19 protein-coding genes and 1 tRNA gene are annotated in these 19,375 nt (G+C 56.7%); 2 read left to right on the top strand and 18 right to left on the bottom strand.

Annotation, left to right across the window (positions count from 1 at the left end):
- The 5 genes from rsfS to leuS form a co-directional block, all read right to left on the bottom strand.
- Window positions 1-318, bottom strand: a complete 318-nt coding sequence (rsfS, locus tag SPL01S_RS04785) for a ribosome silencing factor (RefSeq protein WP_004949598.1) — start codon at window positions 316-318, stop codon at window positions 1-3.
- 187 nt (window positions 319-505) lie between these two features.
- Entirely contained in the window at window positions 506-1,168 is a 663-nt protein-coding gene (gene nadD, locus SPL01S_RS04780) for a nicotinate-nucleotide adenylyltransferase (RefSeq protein WP_062869915.1), read from the bottom strand.
- Entirely contained in the window at window positions 1,158-2,192 is a 1,035-nt protein-coding gene (gene holA, locus SPL01S_RS04775; RefSeq protein ID WP_004949603.1) for a DNA polymerase III subunit delta, read from the bottom strand. Before holA ends, nadD begins: the two co-directional genes overlap by 11 nt.
- Window positions 2,189-2,749, bottom strand: a complete 561-nt coding sequence (lptE, locus tag SPL01S_RS04770) for an LPS assembly lipoprotein LptE (RefSeq protein ID WP_063197910.1) — start codon at window positions 2,747-2,749, stop codon at window positions 2,189-2,191. Before lptE ends, holA begins: the two co-directional genes overlap by 4 nt.
- 14 nt (window positions 2,750-2,763) lie before the next feature.
- Window positions 2,764-5,346 carry a leucine--tRNA ligase gene (gene leuS / locus SPL01S_RS04765; protein ID WP_063197908.1) on the bottom strand — a complete coding sequence of 861 codons (2,583 nt, stop codon included), beginning with the start codon at window positions 5,344-5,346 and terminating at the stop codon, window positions 2,764-2,766.
- A 267-nt stretch (window positions 5,347-5,613) separates the two neighbouring features.
- Here leuS and SPL01S_RS04760 point away from each other — a divergent pair, with 267 nt between their 5' ends.
- On the top strand, window positions 5,614-6,096 hold the full coding sequence (locus SPL01S_RS04760) for a zinc ribbon-containing protein (protein ID WP_004949608.1): 483 nt from the start codon (window positions 5,614-5,616) through the stop codon (window positions 6,094-6,096).
- Window positions 6,097-6,147: 51 nt separating this feature from the next.
- Here SPL01S_RS04760 and SPL01S_RS04755 read toward each other — a convergent pair whose 3' ends face one another.
- The 12 genes from SPL01S_RS04755 to miaB form a co-directional block, all read right to left on the bottom strand.
- Entirely contained in the window at window positions 6,148-6,846 is a 699-nt protein-coding gene (locus SPL01S_RS04755) for an FMN-dependent NADH-azoreductase (RefSeq protein ID WP_063197906.1), read from the bottom strand.
- A gap of 148 nt (window positions 6,847-6,994) precedes the next feature.
- Window positions 6,995-7,927, bottom strand: a complete 933-nt coding sequence (gene rihA / locus SPL01S_RS04750) for a pyrimidine-specific ribonucleoside hydrolase RihA (RefSeq protein ID WP_063197903.1) — start codon at window positions 7,925-7,927, stop codon at window positions 6,995-6,997.
- Between the two features lie 120 nt (window positions 7,928-8,047).
- Window positions 8,048-8,773 (bottom strand): amino acid ABC transporter ATP-binding protein, encoded by a 726-nt coding sequence (locus SPL01S_RS04745; RefSeq protein WP_004949614.1) that lies wholly within the window; start codon window positions 8,771-8,773, stop codon window positions 8,048-8,050.
- Entirely contained in the window at window positions 8,773-9,447 is a 675-nt protein-coding gene (gene gltK, locus SPL01S_RS04740) for a glutamate/aspartate ABC transporter permease GltK (protein WP_004949616.1), read from the bottom strand. The genes SPL01S_RS04745 and gltK overlap by 1 nt, the downstream gene beginning before the upstream one ends.
- Window positions 9,447-10,187 (bottom strand): amino acid ABC transporter permease, encoded by a 741-nt coding sequence (locus tag SPL01S_RS04735; protein WP_020438628.1) that lies wholly within the window; start codon window positions 10,185-10,187, stop codon window positions 9,447-9,449. Before SPL01S_RS04735 ends, gltK begins: the two co-directional genes overlap by 1 nt.
- Window positions 10,188-10,398: 211 nt before the next feature.
- On the bottom strand, window positions 10,399-11,295 hold the full coding sequence (locus tag SPL01S_RS04730) for an amino acid ABC transporter substrate-binding protein (RefSeq protein ID WP_006324078.1): 897 nt from the start codon (window positions 11,293-11,295) through the stop codon (window positions 10,399-10,401).
- A gap of 383 nt (window positions 11,296-11,678) precedes the next feature.
- A complete protein-coding gene (gene lnt, locus SPL01S_RS04725) occupies window positions 11,679-13,208 on the bottom strand; it encodes an apolipoprotein N-acyltransferase (RefSeq protein WP_062869920.1) in 1,530 nt (509 codons plus the stop codon).
- Between the two features lie 7 nt (window positions 13,209-13,215).
- Complete coding sequence (gene corC, locus SPL01S_RS04720; protein WP_004949631.1) at window positions 13,216-14,094, bottom strand: CNNM family magnesium/cobalt transport protein CorC; 879 nt, start codon at window positions 14,092-14,094, stop codon at window positions 13,216-13,218.
- Window positions 14,095-14,177: 83 nt separating this feature from the next.
- Window positions 14,178-14,651: an rRNA maturation RNase YbeY gene (ybeY, locus tag SPL01S_RS04715; protein WP_004949634.1), complete on the bottom strand. Its 474-nt coding sequence runs from the start codon at window positions 14,649-14,651 to the stop codon at window positions 14,178-14,180.
- A complete protein-coding gene (locus SPL01S_RS04710) occupies window positions 14,648-15,703 on the bottom strand; it encodes a PhoH family protein (RefSeq protein ID WP_004949638.1) in 1,056 nt (351 codons plus the stop codon). Before SPL01S_RS04710 ends, ybeY begins: the two co-directional genes overlap by 4 nt.
- A gap of 202 nt (window positions 15,704-15,905) precedes the next feature.
- Complete coding sequence (locus SPL01S_RS04705) at window positions 15,906-16,241, bottom strand: zinc ribbon domain-containing protein YjdM (protein ID WP_063197901.1); 336 nt, start codon at window positions 16,239-16,241, stop codon at window positions 15,906-15,908.
- A 130-nt stretch (window positions 16,242-16,371) separates the two neighbouring features.
- Entirely contained in the window at window positions 16,372-17,796 is a 1,425-nt protein-coding gene (miaB, locus tag SPL01S_RS04700; RefSeq protein WP_062869922.1) for a tRNA (N6-isopentenyl adenosine(37)-C2)-methylthiotransferase MiaB, read from the bottom strand.
- 197 nt (window positions 17,797-17,993) lie between these two features.
- Between miaB and ubiF the strand changes: the two genes are divergently transcribed.
- The gene (ubiF, locus tag SPL01S_RS04695) at window positions 17,994-19,175 is read left to right on the top strand and encodes a 3-demethoxyubiquinol 3-hydroxylase (protein ID WP_063198233.1); all 1,182 of its coding nucleotides are present in this window, start codon (window positions 17,994-17,996) and stop codon (window positions 19,173-19,175) included.
- A 107-nt stretch (window positions 19,176-19,282) separates the two neighbouring features.
- On the opposite strand, the gene SPL01S_RS04690 is transcribed toward ubiF, so the two are convergent.
- A tRNA-Gln gene (locus tag SPL01S_RS04690) sits at window positions 19,283-19,357 on the bottom strand.
- Between the last annotated feature and the right edge of the window lie 18 nt (window positions 19,358-19,375).

The raw sequence follows: 19,375 nt of genomic DNA, 5'->3' as shown, positions 1-19,375 counted from the left end.
TTAGCTCCAGAGTTTTTCCAGCTCATACAGCTGACGGCTTTCTTCCTGCATGATATGTACGATCACATCGCCCAAATCGACCACGACCCAGTCGGAGGCTTCCTGACCTTTCATGCCATACAGTTCCATCCCTGCGGAGCGGGCTTCCTGCACTACGTGGTTGGCGATCGACATCACGTGGCGGGTAGAGGTCCCGGTGCAGATGATCATGCAATCGGTGATGCTGGATTTGCCCTGTACATCCAGAGCGATAATGTCTTGGCCTTTCAGGTCATCGATTTTATCGATGACGAAATCTTGGAGCGCTTTACCTTGCAAAGGTTCCCCCTCGGGTGTGTTCTGTTTGTTCGACTGCGGCAGGCAAATGCCCGCATGCGGCCTGAATCAATGATAATGTCGGCAGGATGCCGCTGAAAGCCAGCTGATAATTGCCCGGCAGCTAAGGTTTCCGGGGTTTTCAGCGAATACCTGAAAAATAGCGGCGCAGTATATCACGCGACTCCGGCTAGCGATATAAACCCTGTAACTCGATATAGCGCTGCACCGAACGCGGCAACAGGTCGTCACAGCTGAGGCCCTGATGGCGGCGCTGGCGGATTTCCGTGGCGGAAATTTCCAACTGCGGCGTGTCGGCCAGGTAAATATGTCCCTGCGGCCGTTGGCTGAGCAGCGCGGCGTCGGTGACCCGATGACGCTCCAGCCACTGTTGCAGTTCCGGCGTATCCATTTGGTCATTGTAGCCAGGGCGGGCCAGCACCAACAGATGGCAGACATCCAGCAATGCCTGCCAGCGGTGCCACTTGTGCAGCGTCAGCAGAGAATCCTGGCCAATAATAAAGGCCAATGGCAACGCGGGGCCACGTTCTTTACGAAGGGTTTCCAGCGTTTCAATGGTATAGGACGGCGTGGTGCGGTGCAGTTCACGATCGTCAACGGCGAACAGCGGGTTATTGGCGATCGCCAGCTCAACCATCTTCAACCGTTGTTGGGCATTGGCCTCAGGCTGCGGACGGTGTGGGGGGACGTGGTTTGGCAGCAGCGTAACCTGGTTCAGACCGACTTCTGCGGCCAGCGCTTCCACCGGCCGCAAATGGCCGTAATGGATAGGATCAAAGGTGCCGCCGAACAGGGCATGCAGGATTGTCGCGCTTTGCGGATTAGTGGGCATCTGAAAAACTCGTGGCCAGGGGTTTGCCGCACAGCAGCATAGACAGGGTTTCCAGTTCCGGCCATACCGACTGACCGTAATCCTGCTTCAGGGTGATCTCAATTTGCGTCAGCAGATGAACCGCCTGCTGCAATTGAGCACCGGACAGCCGCTGCAGGGCCTGCGTCACCAGGTTACGGCGGTTTTGCCAGACCTTGTATTGATCGAACAGCGTGCGCAGCGGTACGGATGCCATGCGGCGTTGCAGGTTGAGCAGTTGCAGCAGCTCGCGTTGCAGGGTGCGCAACAGGATCACCGGTTCTACATCTTCCTGCTGCATTTGCTGCAGAATGTGCCAGGCGCGTTTGCTTTTGCCCGCCAGCAGGGCGTCCAGCCAATGAAATGGCGTAAAGTGAGCGGCGTCGTTCACCGCCAGTTCAACGCGTGGCAGCGTGAGTTTACCGTCCGGATGCAACAGCGACAGCCTTTCCAGCGCCTGCGACAGCGCCAGCAGGTTGCCTTCGTAGCAATAGCACAGCAACTGGTTGGCCGCATCGTCCAGCTCGAGCTTCATGGTTTTGGCGCGCTGTGCCACCCAGCGGGGTAACTGCGCTTGTTCCGGCGTCTGGCAACTGACGTAAGCGCCATTTGGGCTAAGCGCTTTGAACCAGGCGCTGTTTTCCTGCGCTTTGGTCAGGCGAGGGCCGCGCAGCATCAGCAAAATGTCGTCATGCAGCAGCGCCGCCAGCTTGATCAGTTGCTCGCCGAGCGGGGCCGTCGGGCCGTTATCCGGGAAGATAAGCAGCAGGGTCTGGCGGCTGGCGAACAGGCTCATGGCCTGGCAGATGCTGAAAATGGCGTCCCAGTCGGTATGGGCGTCGAGAGAAATGCTGTAGTGCTCGGTGAACTGCTGTTGTTGCGCGGCCTGCCGGATCAGATCCTGGCTTTCCTGCAGCAATAACGGCTCATTGCCACTCAATAAATAACAAGCGCGCAGCCCCTCTCGGAGCTGCGCGGCAAGTTGTTCAGGATAAATACGGATCATTGCGCTGGGAGACTTTCCGCTTTTTCACCGGCGGCGGCAGCTTTTTGCTGGGTTTGTTCTTCCGCCGCATGCACCGTCAACAGTTTGCGGACCAGTTGCTGGGCGGCCTGCTCACGCATTTCCTGGCGAATAATGTCCTGTTCGGAGTCTTTTGCCAGCGCGGTCAGCGGGTTGTCGAAGAACGAACGGAAGACTTTCACGTTCAGCGGATACAGATCATGACCCGGGATCAGGACCTGCGCTTGAACGGTCAGCACCATCTGATACTCAGCGGTTTTGCCGTCCCGGAAGATCGAGGCGGTGTCTTGGCTTTCGCTGGAACCGACGAGACGCAGGGAAGGAATATCCTTACGTTTCGGATCTTTGACGATAGTCACGTCGTTCAGACGCAATTGCTCACGCACTGCGCGGGCCAGCGGACCGTAAGGATCCCCACTGTCCAGTATCAGCGTTTTCATTTCCGAGGGGACCTGCGTGGTACCACGCAGGTGAAAACCGCAGCCGGCGGTGACCAGCACCGCCAACCCCAGCAACAGCGTCAGAATACGATGTCGCACAACTCCTCCTTGTGTTAACCCACAACCAGGTTAAGCAATTTGCCCGGAACATAGATCACTTTACGAACCGTAACCCCGTCCAGATATTTAGCGACCAGATGTTCCTCGGCGGCACGCGCACGTACCTGCTCTTCGGTTGCATCTGCTGCCACAGTGATTTTAGCGCGAACTTTGCCGTTTACCTGTACCACGACCAGCTTGGAGTCTTCGACCATCGCCTGCTCGTCAGCCTGTGGCCAGGCTGCGGTATCCACATCGCCTTCGCCGCCCAACGCCTGCCACAGCGAGAAGCAAACGTGCGGGGTAAACGGATACAGCATACGAACGACGGACAGCAACGCTTCTTGCAGCAGAGCGCGATCCTGCTCGCTGTCCTGCGGTGCGCGGGCCAGTTTGTTCATCAGCTCCATCACGGCCGCAATGGCGGTGTTGAAGGTCTGACGACGACCAATATCATCGGTCACTTTGGCGATGGTTTTGTGCAGATCACGGCGCAGCGCTTTCTGATCTTCGTTCAGCGCCGCGATGTTCAGCGGCTGGACAGCGCCTTTCTCAAGGTGTTCGTAGGCCAGTTTCCAAACACGTTTCAGGAAGCGGTTTGCCCCTTCCACACCGGATTCCTGCCATTCCAGCGTCATTTCTGCCGGCGAGGCGAACATCATGAACAGACGCACGGTATCCGCGCCGTATTTCTCGACCATCACTTGCGGGTCGATGCCGTTGTTCTTCGACTTCGACATTTTGCTCATGCCAGCATAGACCAGTTCGCGGCCTTGTGGATCGGTGGCTTTAACAATGCGGCCTTTGTCGTCGCGTTCAACGGTGGCGTCGACCGGGGAAACCCAGACGCGCTCGCCGCTGTTACCGGTGTAATAGAAGGCGTCCGCCAGCACCATGCCCTGACACAGCAGGCGTTTTGCCGGCTCGTCGGAATCCACCATGCCTGCGTCGCGCAGCAGTTTGTGGAAGAAGCGGAAATACATCAGGTGCATGATGGCGTGTTCGATACCGCCGACATACTGATCGACCGGCAGCCAGTAGTTGGCGGCAGCCGGATCCAGCATGCCCTGGTCGTACTGCGGGCAGGTGTAGCGCGCGTAGTACCAGGAAGACTCCATAAAGGTGTCAAAGGTGTCGGTTTCACGCAGCGCCGGCTGGCCGTTAACGGTGGTTTTCGCCCACTCGGGATCGGCCTTGATCGGGCTGGTAATACCGTCCATCACTACGTCTTCCGGCAGGATCACCGGCAGTTGGTCTTCCGGGGTTGGCATTACGGTGCCGTCTTCCAGCGTCACCATCGGGATCGGTGCGCCCCAGTAACGTTGACGGGACACGCCCCAGTCGCGCAGACGGTAGTTGACCTTGCGTTGGCCCACGCCCATGGCGACCAGTTTGTCGGCAATGGCGTTGAAACCGGCTTCGTGATCCAAGCCATCGAACTCGCCGGAGTTGAACAGCGTGCCTTTTTCGGTCATCGCTTCGGCGTGTACGTCCGGCTGGCTGCCGTCGAGCGCCAGCACCACCGGTTTGATCGGCAGGCCATATTTGGTGGCGAACTCCCAATCGCGCTGGTCGTGAGCCGGAACCGCCATCACTGCACCGGTGCCGTATTCCATCAAGACGAAGTTGGCAACCCAAACCGGCACCTTCTCGCCGGACAGCGGATGAATGGCGAACAGGCCGGTCGGCATGCCTTTCTTCTCCATCGTCGCCATGTCGGCTTCGGCCACCTTGGTATTGCGGCACTCTTCGATAAATTCAGCCAGCGCCGGGTTATTCACCGCACCCTGTTGCGCCAGCGGGTGGCCCGCCGCGACGGCCACATAGGTGGCGCCCATGAAGGTATCCGGACGGGTGGTGTACACGGTCAGCTTCTCGTCGCTGCCCGCCACGTCAAAGGTGATGTCCACCCCTTCAGAGCGGCCAATCCAGTTGCGCTGCATGGTTTTCACCTGTTCTGGCCAGCTTTCCAGCGTATCCAGATCGTTGAGCAACTGATCGGCGTAGTCGGTAATTTTGATGAACCACTGCGGGATCTCTTTACGCTCGACCTTGGTGTCGCAGCGCCAGCAGCAGCCGTCGATAACCTGTTCGTTGGCCAGCACGGTCAGATCGTGCGGGCACCAGTTGACGGCGGAGGTTTTCTTGTAGACCAGGCCTTTTTCGTACAGCTTGGTGAAGAACCACTGTTCCCAACGGTAGTAATCCGGATCGCAGGTGGCGATCTCGCGATCCCAGTCATAGCCGAAGCCCAGCAGTTTCAACTGGTTCTTCATGTATTCGATGTTGTCGTAGGTCCACGGAGCCGGTGCGGTGTTGTTTTTAACCGCAGCGCCTTCCGCCGGCAGGCCGAACGCATCCCAGCCGATCGGCTGCAGCACGTTTTTGCCCAGCATGCGCTGATAGCGCGAGATCACGTCGCCGATAGTGTAGTTACGAACGTGTCCCATGTGCAGACGGCCTGATGGGTAGGGCAGCATGGATAGGCAGTAGTACTTTTCCTTGCTCGCGTCTTCGGTAACCTTGAAAGTTTGCTTCTCTTGCCAGTGAAGCTGTACGTTCGATTCTATGTCTTCTGGACGGTATTGCTCTTGCATGGCGGCTGGTGGTCCTGTAGGTGTAAAACAGCTACATCCGTAGCATTCTGTTGAGTACTTATAGATCCGCATAGCATAGCTGATAAGACCTCCCGGCAACAACACCAAGCGCCCGACTCGGCGCATTTAAAAAAATCCCCGCCATGATATGACTCACATCTTGAGGAGCCCGAGTCTTGCCAAGTGACATCAGCAATTTACGACTAAAATGATAAGAGATAGTTTTGGGAGATAAGCCCTGTCACGTAAGTTCATCGAGGAGAGAATATGAACAAGGTTGCTCAGTATTACCGCGAATTGGTGGCATCTCTGACCGAACGCCTGAAAAATGGAGAGCGTGATATTGACGAATTGGTCGCCGGTGCCGAAAAAAGGCTGAACGAAGCGGGTGAATTGACGCGCGGCGAAGTGGAGCAGGTGATCCAGGCGGTACGGCGCGACCTGGAAGAGTTCGCCCGCAGTTACCAGGAAAGCAAGGGCGAGTTTACCGACAGCGTCTTTATGCGGGTTATCAAGGAGAGCCTGTGGCAAGAGCTGGCGGATATTACGGACAAAACCCAGTTGGAATGGCGGGAAGTGTTTAAAGACGTCAGCCATCACGGCGTCTACCACAGCGGTGAGGTGGTAGGGTTGGGCAATCTGGTGTGCGAGCAGTGCCACCATCATTTGGCGTTTTACACGCCGGAAGTGCTGCCGCTGTGCCCTAAGTGCGGCCATGACCAGTTCCAGCGTCGGCCCTTCGAACCTTGAGTGTTGCCCCCTCATCCTTCTTGCTTGGCAAATCAGGATGAGGGGAGACGATCAGCCGAAGAGCTTTTTCATCAGATTACTCAGAAAGCCGCCGCTCGCCGGGGCTTGTACCGCCGCAGGCTGGGTTGCCGGGGCCAATTGCGCCCTGGCCGGCACCTTTTGCGTCACGGCAATGCGGCTGTCTTGCGCGGCTTTTTCAGCGACTTCCGGCCCATAGGCAAAACCTTCCGCCAGCACGAATTCTACGTCGGTGATGCCGATAAACCCGAGGAACAGCTTCAGATAAGGGGTGATCAGATCGGTTGGCGTATCGGCGTGGATACCGCCGCGGCTGGAGATCACTATCGCTTTTTTCCCGGTCACCAGGCCTTCCGCGCCTTCAGAGGTGTAACGGAAGGTTTGGCCGGCGCGTGCCACCAGGTCGAAATAAATTTTCAGCTGGGTAGGAATATTGAAATTGTACATTGGGGCACCGATGATGACAGTGTCGTGCGATTTCAATTCAGCAATCAGCTCATCGGAAAGCGCCAGCGTCTCTTTTTGGTGCTGCGTCAAGGGGTTATCACCGGCGTTAAAACCGCCAATCACTTCACCATCCAGCTCGGGCAGGGTTGGGTTGGCCAGATCGCGAAGGGTAAATGTGTCATTCGGGTGTGCTTCACGCCACTGTTCAACAAAAAAATCGACTAATTTTCCAGACTGGGAATAATCGCCCAGAATACTTGATTTCAGGACCAGTATACGACTCATTGGGCTATCTCCAGACTTGCTCTAAGGTGTTAGTGATGCGGTGTATAAGGCATCTTAGAGGTAAGCCGTAGCCAGTGATAGCGTAAAAATTCGCTGGGTTAAATCAAAAAAATTGAATGTGCCGGGGCGCAGTAAACGCCCCGGCCAATCAGTAACGCGCCACGCGTTCAATCAGCAGTTCGATAAATCCTTCGCGATCAATACCGGTCAGCACTTCAACGTTGGCCGGTTTACCGCTCTGCTGGAAGTCATCCACTACCGTCATGCCGACGGTATATTCCCCTTGGGTTTCCACGCCGACCCAACGTTCGATGCCAGTAAACAGCTGCGGTGCCAGCAGCCAGGCGATGGTGCAGGGATCGTGCATCGCGGCGCCCGGCAACCCGCGTGGGTGGCTGAGGTACAGCGGCAGATAGAAATCGAGCATCTCTGCAACCGCCTGTGCCACCGGATTGTTAATCTGGCGGATACGTTCGATATCCTGCGGCAGCACCAGCGCCTGATGGGTAACGTTCAACCCGGCCATGGTCAGCGGCACGCCGGACTTCAGCACTATTTCTGCGGCTTCGGGATCGACAAAGATATTGAATTCCGCCACCGGCGTGGCGTTGCCGGCATTCATTCCGCCGCCCATAAATACAATACGCTCGATGTTGCCTTTCAGCTCGGCATGCTGGGCCAGTAACAGGGCGATATTGGTCATCGGGCCGGTGACCACCAGAGTGATCGGTTGCGGGCTGGTGCGCAGCAGGCCGGCGATCAGTTCCACGGCGGTTTGCGTGACCGGTTTTATCGTTGGTGTTGGCAGATGGGTATTGCCCATACCGGTTTTGCCGTGGACATGATCGGCAATCACCAGCGGGCGCATCAGCGGTGCCGCGGCACCGGCAGCGACGGGAATATCTTCGCGTTTCATCAGCGTCAGTAGACCGAGCGCGTTATGCAGGGTTTTCTCCGGCGTCTGGTTGCCGGCGGAAGTGGTGATGGCCTTGATGTCCAGTTCCGGCGAGCGCAGCGCCATGGCAAGGGCAATGGCGTCGTCCAGGCCGGGGTCGCAATCGATAATGATAGGGCGGGGCATGTTTATCTCCTTTGTTGTTATCCAGTGAGCATCGGATCAAAACAGGGGAGAAACAAGCGCTTTTAGTGCCGGGATAGGGGCGGAGAATGCGCCCCGGGCGGGGCGCATAGTGTCAATGAATCAATGCAGGATCTTGGCCAGGAAGTCTTTTGCGCGTTCGGATTCCGGGTTGTTGAAGAAGTCGTCTTTGTTGCGGTCTTCGACAATTTTGCCTTCGTCCATAAAGATCACCCGGTGGGCCACCTTACGGGCAAAGCCCATTTCGTGGGTCACCACCATCATGGTCATGCCTTCTTGAGCCAGCTCGACCATGACGTCCAGCACTTCGTTGATCATTTCCGGATCAAGCGCGGAGGTCGGTTCATCGAACAGCATGGCGATCGGGTCCATGCACAGCGCTCGGGCGATAGCCACACGCTGCTGCTGGCCGCCGGAAAGTTGCCCAGGGAACTTGTTGGCATGGGCGGAAAGCCCCACGCGCTCCAGCAGCTTAAGGCCCTTCTCGCGTGAGGCGTCCTTGTCGCGCTTGAGGACTTTTACCTGCGCCAGCGTCAGATTGTCGATGATCGACAGATGCGGGAACAGCTCAAAGTGCTGGAATACCATGCCCACTTTGGAACGCAACTGCGCCAGGTTGGTGTTCTTGTTGTTGACGGCCGTGCCATTCACCAGGATATCGCCTTGCTGAATCGGCTCCAGACCGTTGACGGTTTTGATCAGGGTGGATTTGCCCGAGCCTGAAGGACCGCAGACTACCACCACCTCGCCTTTTTTCACTTCGGTGGTGCAATCGGTCAGAACCTGAAAGTGACCGTACCACTTAGAAACATTTTTCAGGGATATCATCAAACAGTCCTTTTCTTCAAATAGCTTACCAGCGCCGAGGCGGCGAGACTGATAACAAAATAGACAAAACCGGCGAACAGGATCATTTCAACCTGTGTGCCGTCGCGCTCGCCGATGGTTGAGGCGGTACGGAAGAAGTCGGCCAGGCTCAGCACGTAGACCAGCGAAGTATCCTGGAACAGTACGATGCCCTGAGTCAGCAGCAGCGGAACCATGGCGCGGAACGCCTGCGGCAGGATCACCAGTTTCATCGACTGCCAGTGGGTCATGCCCAGCGCCAGCGCGGCGGAAGATTGGCCGCGGGAAATACTGATAATGCCTGCGCGGATAATTTCCGAGTAATAGGCCGCTTCAAACAGGGAAAAGGCTACCATAGCCGAGATCAGGCGAATATCGGTTTTCGGCGATAGCCCCAGAACTTGTTGTAATAAGCTTGGAACCACCAGGTAGAACCACAGCAGCACCATCACCAGCGGAACGGAACGGAACAGGTTGACGTAGAGTGTGGCAAACCAGCTGATAGGCTTGATGGGCGACAGACGCATGACCGCCAGAATGGTTCCCCAGAGGATGCCAAAAACGATGGCGGTCACGGTGATCTTCAGCGTGATGACCAACCCTTGCAGCAGGTAAGGGAAGCTTGGGACAATGGATGCCCAGTCAAATTCGTACATTATTTACTCCCCATATTGCCAGGCAACTGCACTTTCTTCTCTACCAGACGCATAAACAGCATGATCACGGCGTTGATGCCGATATAGGCCAGCGTAATGGCGGTAAAGGATTCATAGGCATGCGCGGAGTAATCCAGCAGCTTACCGGCCTGAGCCGCCATATCCACCAGGCCAATGGTTGAAGCGATGGCGGAGTTTTTGACCAGGTTGAGCATTTCCGAGGTCATCGGCGGCACAATCACCCGGTAGGCGTTCGGTAACAGCACATAGCGATAGGTTTGCGGCAGCGTCAGGCCCATGGCCAGCCCGGCGGCGCGTTGGCCACGCGGCAGGGACTGAATCGCGGCGCGTACCTGCTCGCACACGCGGGCGGCGGTAAACAGCCCGAGGCACAGCATGGAGGAGATAAAGAACTGGACGTTAGGATCGAGTTCGGTTTTGAACCACATGCCCAGATTGGCAGGCAGCAGCTCCGGCATCACCAGATACCAGGTAAAGAATTGCACAATCAGCGGCACGTTACGGAACAGTTCGACGTAGCAGGTGCCGAGAGCGGAAAGAAAACGGTTTGGCACGGTACGTAAAATACCGAACAGCGAACCGACAAAGAAAGCGATAATCCATGCACAGACGGAGAGGGCTACCGTGACCTGGAAGCCGGACCAAATCCAGCCGAGGTAGGTGGTATTCCCAAACGGGGCCTGCTGCAGGAAGATACCCCAGTTCCAATCTATTGACATAACAAACTCCGTTAAGCGGGCGCAGAGCGCCTAAAGATTGATGACTATTCAGCGCCGATCGCATCGCGGCCAGTCAGGCTGGCTTATGTGCGCGGATATCGGTTGTGAGTTAGGGGGAAAATGAGGGAGGGGAACGGCCCCCCTCATTCCTGTCTGTCCCAGCCATCAACAGGGCTGGTTTGGCCTGGCGGCCGCACCAGCTCTCTTTCTATTAGTTCAGTGCTTTATCGTTAGGCTCTTTGAACAGTTGCTTCATGTCGTCTGACAGGGCGAAGTTCATGTTGAGGTTCTTTGGTGGAATTGGCTGGTTGAACCATTTATCAAACCATTTTGCCGCTTCACCGGAGGTTTGGGCCTGAGCGATGGTGTCATCGACCAGTTTTTTGAACTCGGCGTCGTCTTTACGCAGCATACAGCCGTAAGCTTCTTTCGACTGCGGCGTGCCGAGAATTTCCCATTGATCCGGCTTCTTCGCTTTGGCACGTTCGCCCGCCAGCAGCGCGTCATCCATCATAAAGGCTACGGCGCGGCCGCTTTCCAGGGTACGGAACGAGTCACCGTGGTCTTTGGCGCTGATGATGCGCATGTTCATCTTGCCGCTGTCGTTCAGTTTGTTCAGCAGCACTTCTGACGTTGTGCCGGAGGTGACTACTACCGGTTTGCCGGCCAGGTCTTTGAAGTCTTTGACGTCAGAGCCTTTTTTCACCAGCAAGCGGGTACCGACCACGAAGATGGTGTCGGAGAAGGCTGCCTGTTTTTGACGCTCAACGTTGTTGGTGGTTGAACCGCATTCAAAATCAAAGGTGCCGTTCTGCAGCAGTGGGATACGGTTCTGCGAGGTGATCGGCAGCATTTTTACCTGCAGATCGGGCATGTTCAGTTTTTTCTTAACAGCATCAACGATTTGGTTGGAGTAGTCCTGGGAGTAGCCCACAACTTTCTGCTGGTTGTCGTAGTAGGAGAACGGCACTGACGATTCGCGGTGGCCGACAACGATCACGCCGTTGTCTTTGATTTTCTTCAGCGTACCGGTCAGTTCTTCCGCATGGGCTACGTTACCCGCCATACCGATCAGCAGTAACGATAACGCCAATTTACGCATTTGCATGGTCCAGCTCCTTTGCTGTTGTCGTGGTTCTGACTCAAGAGTGTCAGGTTTAAAACGGGGGATCTCTTACTCAAGATATAAAGATAGTCTTGGCACAGATAACCGTTAGAAAATAGCCGATTGTGAACACAATGAAACTAAAATGTTTCATTTTTTGAAACGCCACGCGCACCAAATTAATGCAACAAAACCCTGATGCACCCTTCTGGTGCTAGTGATGCTCTCAAGTTGTGCATAAGTGCGACAAAACGTCAGTAAAAGTAAATCGGTCTTAAATCACAGAGTGATTAAAGCAAGGAGTGTGCCAGAAAGGTTTATTTAACGGGTATTTGACGGGGACAGAGACGCGGTGCGCAGTTCAGTGAACTGCGCACCGGTTGAGATTACCTGCGACGCAGGCCGAGCATCAACGCCATGCCGCCAAGCAGCAGGGTAATGATCCACAGCGGTGTGGCGCCAAAACGGGCGTATGGCGTAATGCCGGTGGTCGGGGTGACTTTCACCTCGAGCACGCTGCGGGTGAACTGCGGGATCTCGGCAATCACCTCGCCGTTGGCGTCAACGGCGGCGGTTACGCCATTGTTGGTGCTGCGCAACAGCGGGCGCCCCAGTTCCAGCGCACGCATGCGCGCCATCTGGAAGTGTTGCCACGGGCCGATGGAATGGCCGAACCAGGCGTCATTGGAGAGGGTCAGCAGGAAATTGGTGTCCGGGCGGAAGTTATCGCGCACCTGTTGGCCGAGAACAATCTCATAACAGATCGCTGCCGTCAGGTTATAGCCCTTCACGCTCAGTTGTGGTTGGACGTAATCGCCGCGGCTGAAGGACGACATCGGCAGATCGAAGAACGGCGCCAGTGGCCGCAGCAGCGTCTCCAGCGGCACAAACTCACCGAACGGCACCAGATGATGCTTGTTATAGCGGTCTTTAGCCGGGTAGACGTACGGCGTCTGTTCACCCAATACAATGGCGCTGTTATAGATTTGCTGGCCCTGCGGGGTGGCGCGCACGTCGACAATGCCGGTGATCAGGCTGCTGTTTTTGGCGCGCATCAGGTCGTCCATCATGGTCAGGAAACCGTTCTGGCTGGCTTCGTAATCCGGGATGGCGGATTCCGGCCAGATGATGATCGGCGCCTTGCCCATGTAAGGGCGGGTTTCATCCAGATAGGTTTGCAGCGTGCTGACCAGCGCTTTCGGATCCCACTTCATCGATTGGGCGATGTTGCCTTGCACCATGGCGACATTCACCGCTTTCTCCGGTTGCGGGGTGAACCACTGCAACTGACGCAGCGGCCAGGGCAACAGCAGCAACGCGACGGCAACGGCCGCTGCGGCAACGCGGCGTTGATTGATGGCATACACCAGCAATCCGGCGATCGCCATCAGGATGAAGGTGATGGCATCAACCCCCAGCAGCGGTGCGACGCCTTTCAGCGGGCCGTTGAGCTGGCTGTAGCCGAATTGCAACCAGGGGAAACCGGTCAGCACCCAGCCGCGCAGAAACTCGGTCACTTGCCACAGCACCGGCGCGGCAATCGCCAGGCGGTACCAACTGGTGGTTGGCCACAGGCGCGCCAGTAAGCCGGCGAACAGCCCGGTATACAACGCCAGGTAGGCGGCCAGCAGGGCGACCAGGAAAATATTGACGGCAAACGGCATGCCGCCGAAGTCGGCAATGCTGACGTAAACCCAGTTGACGCCGGCGCCAAACAGGCCGAACCCCCAGCAGAACCCGAGTAGGGCGGATTGTCTGGTGGTGCGGTTCAGGGTAACGGCCAACAGGCCGAACAGGGAAACAATGGCCGCAGGCCAAATATCGTAAGGAGAAAACGCCAGCGCGCCGCCGGCACCAGACAACAGCGCCAGCAGGGCACGAACCCGCTGGCGTTCAAGGAAAGAGGCTTTAGCCATGTTTGATTTAGTCTTCCAGTTTCGGTTGCGGAGAATCGTCCGGAATTTTTACATGAACCTGGATGATACGTCGACTGTCGGCCATCGCAACCTTAAACAGGTAACCTTCGATTTCAATGGTTTCCCCGCGCGCCGGCAAGTGCCCGAAGGCCTGCATCACCAGGCCGCCGATGGTGTCGACCTCGTCGTCGCTGAAGTGCGTATTAAAGGCTTCGTTGAAGTCTTCAATCGGCGCCAATGCCCGCACGGTATACATATGGCGGCTAAGCTGGCGGATATCCAGATCTTCCTCGTCGTCGTATTCGTCTTCGATTTCGCCGACAATCAGTTCCAGAATGTCTTCGATGGTGACCAGGCCGGAAACGCCGCCGAATTCGTCAATGACAATCGCCATGTGATAGCGCTGGGAGCGGAACTCCTTCAGCATCCGATCAACACGCTTGCTTTCGGGCACCACCACCGCGGCGCGCAGCACCTTATCTATGCTGAACGGCTCAGACTCTGCACGCATAAACGGCAGCAGATCCTTGGCCATCAGAATGCCTTCGATGTGATCTTTATCTTCGCTGATCACCGGGAAGCGCGAGTGGGCGGATTCGATAATCACGTCCAGGCACTCTTCCAGCGTCTGGTTACGCTTGAGCGTGACCATCTGGGAACGCGGGATCATGATGTCGCGCACGCGCTGCTCGGCGATATCCATCACGCCTTCCAGCATGTCTCGGGTATCGGGATCGATCAGGTCGTTTTGCTCGGAATCACGGATCAGCTCTACCAGATCGCCACGGTTTTTCGGTTCGCCGTGGAACAGCTGGTTAAGGATGAGAGTAAAGAACCCCTTCTTGGGACTGGGGCTGTCATTGCTTTGTGAATGGTCGTCGCTCATGGCGTTTTAGTTAATATCACTCATGTAAGAGTTAGGGGCGTCAGCGACAGCCCCTTACAGGGGCTGCGGGGAATCAGCTGACGTCAGAGGGGGTCTTTTTCCGCCAGGTACGGGTCCGGGTAGCCCAGGCCGTGCATGATTTCGGTTTCCAAAGACTCCATTTCTTCGGCTTCATCGTCTTCGATGTGGTCATACCCTAGCAGATGAAGGCTGCCATGGACAACCATATGCGCCCAGTGGGCCTCCAGCGCCTTGTCTTGCTCAACCGCTTCCTGTTCAACGACCTGACGGCAGATGATCAGATCGCCGAGCAGCGGCAGCTCTATGCCCGGTGGGGCTTCGAACGGGAAGGACAGCACGTTGGTCGGTTTATCCTTCCCGCGGTAGGTCAGGTTCAGTTCGTTGCTTTCGGCTTCGTCCACCAGGCGAATGGTGACCTCGGCTTCTTCCTGAAACTGCGGCAGCACGCCTTCCAGCCAGCGCTGGAAGGTGGCTTCGTCCGGCAGGCCGTTGCTGTCTGCACAGGCAATCTGCAGATCCAAAATCACCTGGCTCATAGTGTCTCCTGCCCGGAGGCGATGATGGCTTCGTGCTTACGTTGTTCGGCAATCGCGTCTTTGCGTTTTTGTTCTGCGGCTTCCCAGGCTTCATAGGCGATAACCACGCGGGCTACCACCGGGTGGCGCACCACGTCTTCGCTGTGGAAGAAGTTGAAGCTCAGTTCTTCGACATCCGACAGGACTTCTATCGCATGGCGAAGGCCGGATTTCTGGTTGCGCGGCAGGTCAATCTGCGTCACGTCACCGGTGATCACCGCCTTCGAGTTGAAGCCGATGCGCGTCAGGAACATCTTCATCTGTTCGATGGTGGTGTTCTGGCTCTCATCGAGAATGATAAATGCGTCGTTCAGGGTGCGGCCGCGCATATAGGCCAGCGGCGCAACCTCAATCACATTGCGTTCGATCAGCTTCTCCACGCGCTCGAAGCCCAGCATTTCGAACAGGGCGTCGTACAGCGGGCGCAGGTAAGGATCGACCTTCTGGCTCAGATCCCCCGGCAGGAAGCCCAGTTTTTCACCGGCTTCAACCGCCGGGCGCGTCAGCAGAATGCGGCGAATCTCCTGGCGCTCCAGGGCATCTACCGCAGCGGCGACGGCCAGATAGGTTTTCCCGGTCCCCGCCGGCCCAATCCCGAAAGTGATGTCGTGATCGAGAATATTGGCGATGTACTGCGCCTGATTCGGCGTGCGCGGTTTCACCATGCCGCGCTTGGTTTTGATGGTCACCGCTTTGCCGTAATCCGGCACGCTGTCGGCTACTTGCTCAAGCACCCGGCTTTCTTTGATCGCCAGATGGATCTGTTCCGGGTCGATATCCGGGATCACGCCGCGAATGGGCGCGGTGTCCACGTACAGGTGGCGCAAGATATCGGCGGCGGCAACCACGCACGGGTTTTTGCCAACCAGCTTAAAACGGTTGTCACGGCGGTTGATCTCGATCCCCAACCGGCGTTCGATCTGTTTGATATTGTCATCAAATGGGCCGCACAGGCTGAGCAATCGCTTATTGTCTGCCGGCTCTAACAAAATTTCTTGTGTTGCGACGTTCAAACTATTCCTCAAGGCTCACATCGGGCCTGGTTGATTTTCGGTACGCGCATTCAGGGCAAACCCTGACGTTTCTACCTTGAATTATTCATGGTGCGCCGCACCGGCGCAAGTTTACCCATGATCTATCTGTGCGCCGACGGTGTAATTCAAGGGCCGGGAGAGGAAAAAACGCGGCAAAAACAGCCGCGTAATTGTGTGAGGATCAGTTCTTTTTTACGAATTCGGATTTCAGCTTCATCGGGCCAAAACCATCGATTTTACAGTCAATGTTGTGGTCGCCTTCCACCAGACGAATGTTCTTCACCTTGGTGCCAATCTTCAGCATCGAGGAACTGCCTTTGACCTTCAGATCTTTCACTACGGTCACGGCATCGCCGTCGGCCAGCAGGTTGCCGTTGGCGTCTTTGACAATCAAGGTATCGTTGTCCGCCGCAGGCGCGCTGTCGCTCCACTCATGGGCGCATTCAGGGCAGATAAACATCGCATTGTCCTGATAGGTGTATTCGGAGTTGCACTTCGGGCAGTGTGGGAGTTGCATGCTATGTCGCCTCTTTATAATAAAAAACAAAAAAGAACATCACCGGACGCAAGCGCCCGGCGGAGAAATAATAAGGATAAACGTTAACGTGGCGACGGGCGCCACGGCTTACGGCAATGCGGAAACGGCGTCAGGGCTGGTAAGTGCCGACACCCAGCGCATTTTCTTTGCGGGTACGGGCGATCACCGATTGCGGGGATTCATGTACGCGCAGATCCATCTGCTGCTCGGTACGCACCACTGCACCACGCAGTGTGTTGGTCATTACCTCGGTGATTTCCACATCAACGAATTGGCCGATCATATCCGGTGTGCCTTCAAAGTTCACCATACGGTTGCATTCGGTGCGACCAGCCAGCTCCATCACGCTTTTGCGTGAGGTGCCCTCAACCAGAATACGCTGCACGGTACCGAGCATGCGGCGGCTGAACTGCAACACCTGCTGGTTGATGCGATCCTGCAGGATGTACAGGCGCTGTTTCTTTTCGTCTTCGCTGACGTCGTCCACCATATCGGCCGCCGGGGTGCCCGGGCGTGACGAATAGATAAAACTGAAGCTGGCGTCGAAGTTAATCTCGGCGACCAGGTTCATGGTCTGTTCGAAGTCGGCCTGGGTTTCCCCCGGGAAGCCGATGATAAAGTCGGAGCTGAGCTGTATGTTCGGCCGCGCCTTGCGCAGCTTGCGAATGATCGCTTTGTATTCCAATGCGGTGTGTGCGCGTTTCATCATGGTCAGAATGCGATCGGAGCCGCTCTGTACCGGGAGATGCAGGAAGCTGACCAGTTCAGGCGTGTCTTGATACACCGCGATGATGTCGTCGGTGAATTCAATCGGATGGCTGGTGGTGAAACGGATGCGGTCGATGCCGTCAATCGCTGCCACCAAACGCAGAAGTTCGGCAAACGAACAGATGCCGCCGTCGTAGGTGGCGCCGCGGTAGGCGTTGACGTTCTGGCCGAGCAGATTCACTTCACGCACGCCCTGCGCCGCCAGTTGGGCGATCTCGAACAGCACGTCATCGCTTGGGCGACTCACTTCTTCGCCACGGGTGTAAGGCACCACGCAGAAAGTACAGTATTTGTTGCAGCCTTCCATTATGGAGACAAAGGCGGTTGGGCCTTCGGCGCGCGGTTCCGGCAAGCGGTCGAACTTCTCGATCTCCGGGAAGCTGATGTCGACGATTGGGCTGCGGGTGCCGCGCACGTGGTTGATCATTTCCGGCAGGCGGTGCAAGGTCTGTGGGCCAAACACAACGTCGACGCAAGGTGCGCGGCTGCGAATGTGTTCGCCTTCCTGAGAAGCCACGCAGCCGCCAACGCCGATGATCAACGCCGGGTTCTTTTCTTTCAGCAGTTTCCAGCGCCCTAACATGGCGAAAACTTTTTCCTGCGCTTTTTCACGGATTGAGCAGGTATTCAGCAGCAGTACATCCGCTTCTTCAGCGTTGTCGGTCCATTCGAACCCGTGTGTGCTTCCCAGTAAGTCCGCCATTTTTGATGAATCATATTCATTCATCTGGCAGCCCCAGGTTTTGATATGCAGTTTTTTGGTCATTGACTTGCCATTACTCAGTGCGGAGCGAAAGTTGCGATACGCGACATGCAGGGGGCGTATTGTAATCATTTGGCGCCGTTGTGACCAGCGCGGGGAAAACGGTATGCGACCTGATGCGCAATTAAAAATCCGGTACACTGATGCCAAACGCCGTGCCCGTTGGGATGGCGATAATTCACTAAGAAAACATGGCCAAAATGAACACATCTCAAAAAAGGTATGACGCCGTAGTGGTAGGCGGCGGGATGGTCGGCGCGGCGGCGGCGCTGGGGTTGGCGCAGGCCGGTTGGTCGGTGGCGTTGCTGGAACATCAGCCGCCGCAGGCGTTCGATGCCCAAAGCCCGCCGGATCTGCGTATTTCAGCCATTGGCTGCACTTCGGTCGGGTTGCTCAAGCAGCTTGGCGTCTGGAAAGCGGTGGCGGGCATGCGCGTGGCACCGTATCGCCGGTTGGAAACCTGGGAATGGGCGTCTTCACGCGTAGCGTTTGACGCGGCTTCGCTGGGGCTGCCTGAGCTGGGCTTTATGGTGGAGAATCGGATTTTGCAATTGGCGCTGTGGCAGCAAATGGAGCAGTGCGACAATTTGACGCTCTGTTGCCCCGACAGGCTGCGTTCGCTGCAACGGGAAGATGACCGCTGGCAATTGGAGCTGGACTCTTCTGAGAAGCTGCAGGCGCGGCTGGTGGTGGGTGCAGACGGTGCGAATTCGCAGGTACGTAATCTGGCGGCCATCGGCACCAGCGGTTGGCAGTATCGCCAGTCCTGCATGTTGATCACCGTCGATACCGGCGAGCCGCAACAGGATGTGACCTGGCAGCAGTTTTTCCCTTCCGGGCCGCGCGCTTTCCTGCCCCTGTATGACCAATGGGCTTCACTGGTGTGGTATGACAGCCCGCAACGCATCCGCCAGCTGCAAGCGATGCCGCCGGCGCAACTTGAGAGGGAAATTGCTGAAGCATTTCCGGCGCGCCTGGGGGCGGTAAAAGTGCATGCCGCCGGGGCTTTCCCGCTGGCGCGCCGCCATGCACAACGCTATGTTCTGCCGGGGCTGGCGTTGCTCGGTGATGCAGCGCACACCATCAACCCGTTAGCAGGGCAGGGGGTGAACCTGGGCTATCGCGATGTGGAAGCGTTGCTGGCGGTACTGAGTGACGCCCGGGAGCAGGGCGAGGACTGGGGCAGTGAAGCGGTGCTGATGCGCTACCAACGCCGTCGTCGCACCGATAACCTGTTGATGCAAAGTGGCATGGATCTGTTTTATACCGCGTTCAGCAATAATTTGGCGCCGCTGAACGTAGCGCGCAATATTGCGCTGATGGCGGCCCAGCGGGCGGGCAAGCTGAAGGAACATGCGCTGAAATACGCACTGGGGCTGTAGTCGAGGTGGTGTTTTCCTGGTACGGGCGCAGCAGGTTGCGCCCGCTTTAACGAGACTTCACGAACGCAGAATAGCAAAAAGCCCGCCGAAGCGGGCTTTTCTAAATGTGGCTGGGGTGCCAGGATTCGAACCTGGGTATGCTGGTATCAGAAACCAGAGCCTTACCGCTTGGCGACACCCCAATTGTATAACAGTAAAAT

It is taken from the genome of Serratia plymuthica NBRC 102599, from assembly GCF_001590925.1.
GTDB classification, from domain to species: Bacteria; Pseudomonadota; Gammaproteobacteria; order Enterobacterales; family Enterobacteriaceae; genus Serratia; species Serratia plymuthica.
The sequence above is the reverse complement of the archived record's forward strand: the minus strand, read 5'-3'. Positions and strand labels throughout refer to the sequence as shown.

Bases quoted from the DNA above. Each gene is read 5' to 3' on its own strand.
- nadD (WP_062869915.1), bottom strand. From the start codon at position 1,168: ATGCCCACTAATCCGCAAAGCGCGACAATCCTGCATGCCCTGTTCGGC.
- holA (WP_004949603.1), bottom strand. From the start codon at position 2,192: ATGATCCGTATTTATCCTGAACAACTTGCCGCGCAGCTCCGAGAGGGG.
- leuS (WP_063197908.1), bottom strand. From the start codon at position 5,346: ATGCAAGAGCAATACCGTCCAGAAGACATAGAATCGAACGTACAGCTT.
- SPL01S_RS04760 (WP_004949608.1), top strand. From the start codon at position 5,614: ATGAACAAGGTTGCTCAGTATTACCGCGAATTGGTGGCATCTCTGACC.
- SPL01S_RS04755 (WP_063197906.1), bottom strand. From the start codon at position 6,846: ATGAGTCGTATACTGGTCCTGAAATCAAGTATTCTGGGCGATTATTCC.
- rihA (WP_063197903.1), bottom strand. From the start codon at position 7,927: ATGCCCCGCCCTATCATTATCGATTGCGACCCCGGCCTGGACGACGCC.
- SPL01S_RS04745 (WP_004949614.1), bottom strand. From the start codon at position 8,773: ATGATATCCCTGAAAAATGTTTCTAAGTGGTACGGTCACTTTCAGGTT.
- gltK (WP_004949616.1), bottom strand. From the start codon at position 9,447: ATGTACGAATTTGACTGGGCATCCATTGTCCCAAGCTTCCCTTACCTG.
- SPL01S_RS04735 (WP_020438628.1), bottom strand. From the start codon at position 10,187: ATGTCAATAGATTGGAACTGGGGTATCTTCCTGCAGCAGGCCCCGTTT.
- SPL01S_RS04730 (WP_006324078.1), bottom strand. From the start codon at position 11,295: ATGCAAATGCGTAAATTGGCGTTATCGTTACTGCTGATCGGTATGGCG.
- lnt (WP_062869920.1), bottom strand. From the start codon at position 13,208: ATGGCTAAAGCCTCTTTCCTTGAACGCCAGCGGGTTCGTGCCCTGCTG.
- corC (WP_004949631.1), bottom strand. From the start codon at position 14,094: ATGAGCGACGACCATTCACAAAGCAATGACAGCCCCAGTCCCAAGAAG.
- ybeY (WP_004949634.1), bottom strand. From the start codon at position 14,651: ATGAGCCAGGTGATTTTGGATCTGCAGATTGCCTGTGCAGACAGCAAC.
- SPL01S_RS04705 (WP_063197901.1), bottom strand. From the start codon at position 16,241: ATGCAACTCCCACACTGCCCGAAGTGCAACTCCGAATACACCTATCAG.
- miaB (WP_062869922.1), bottom strand. From the start codon at position 17,796: ATGACCAAAAAACTGCATATCAAAACCTGGGGCTGCCAGATGAATGAA.
- ubiF (WP_063198233.1), top strand. From the start codon at position 17,994: ATGAACACATCTCAAAAAAGGTATGACGCCGTAGTGGTAGGCGGCGGG.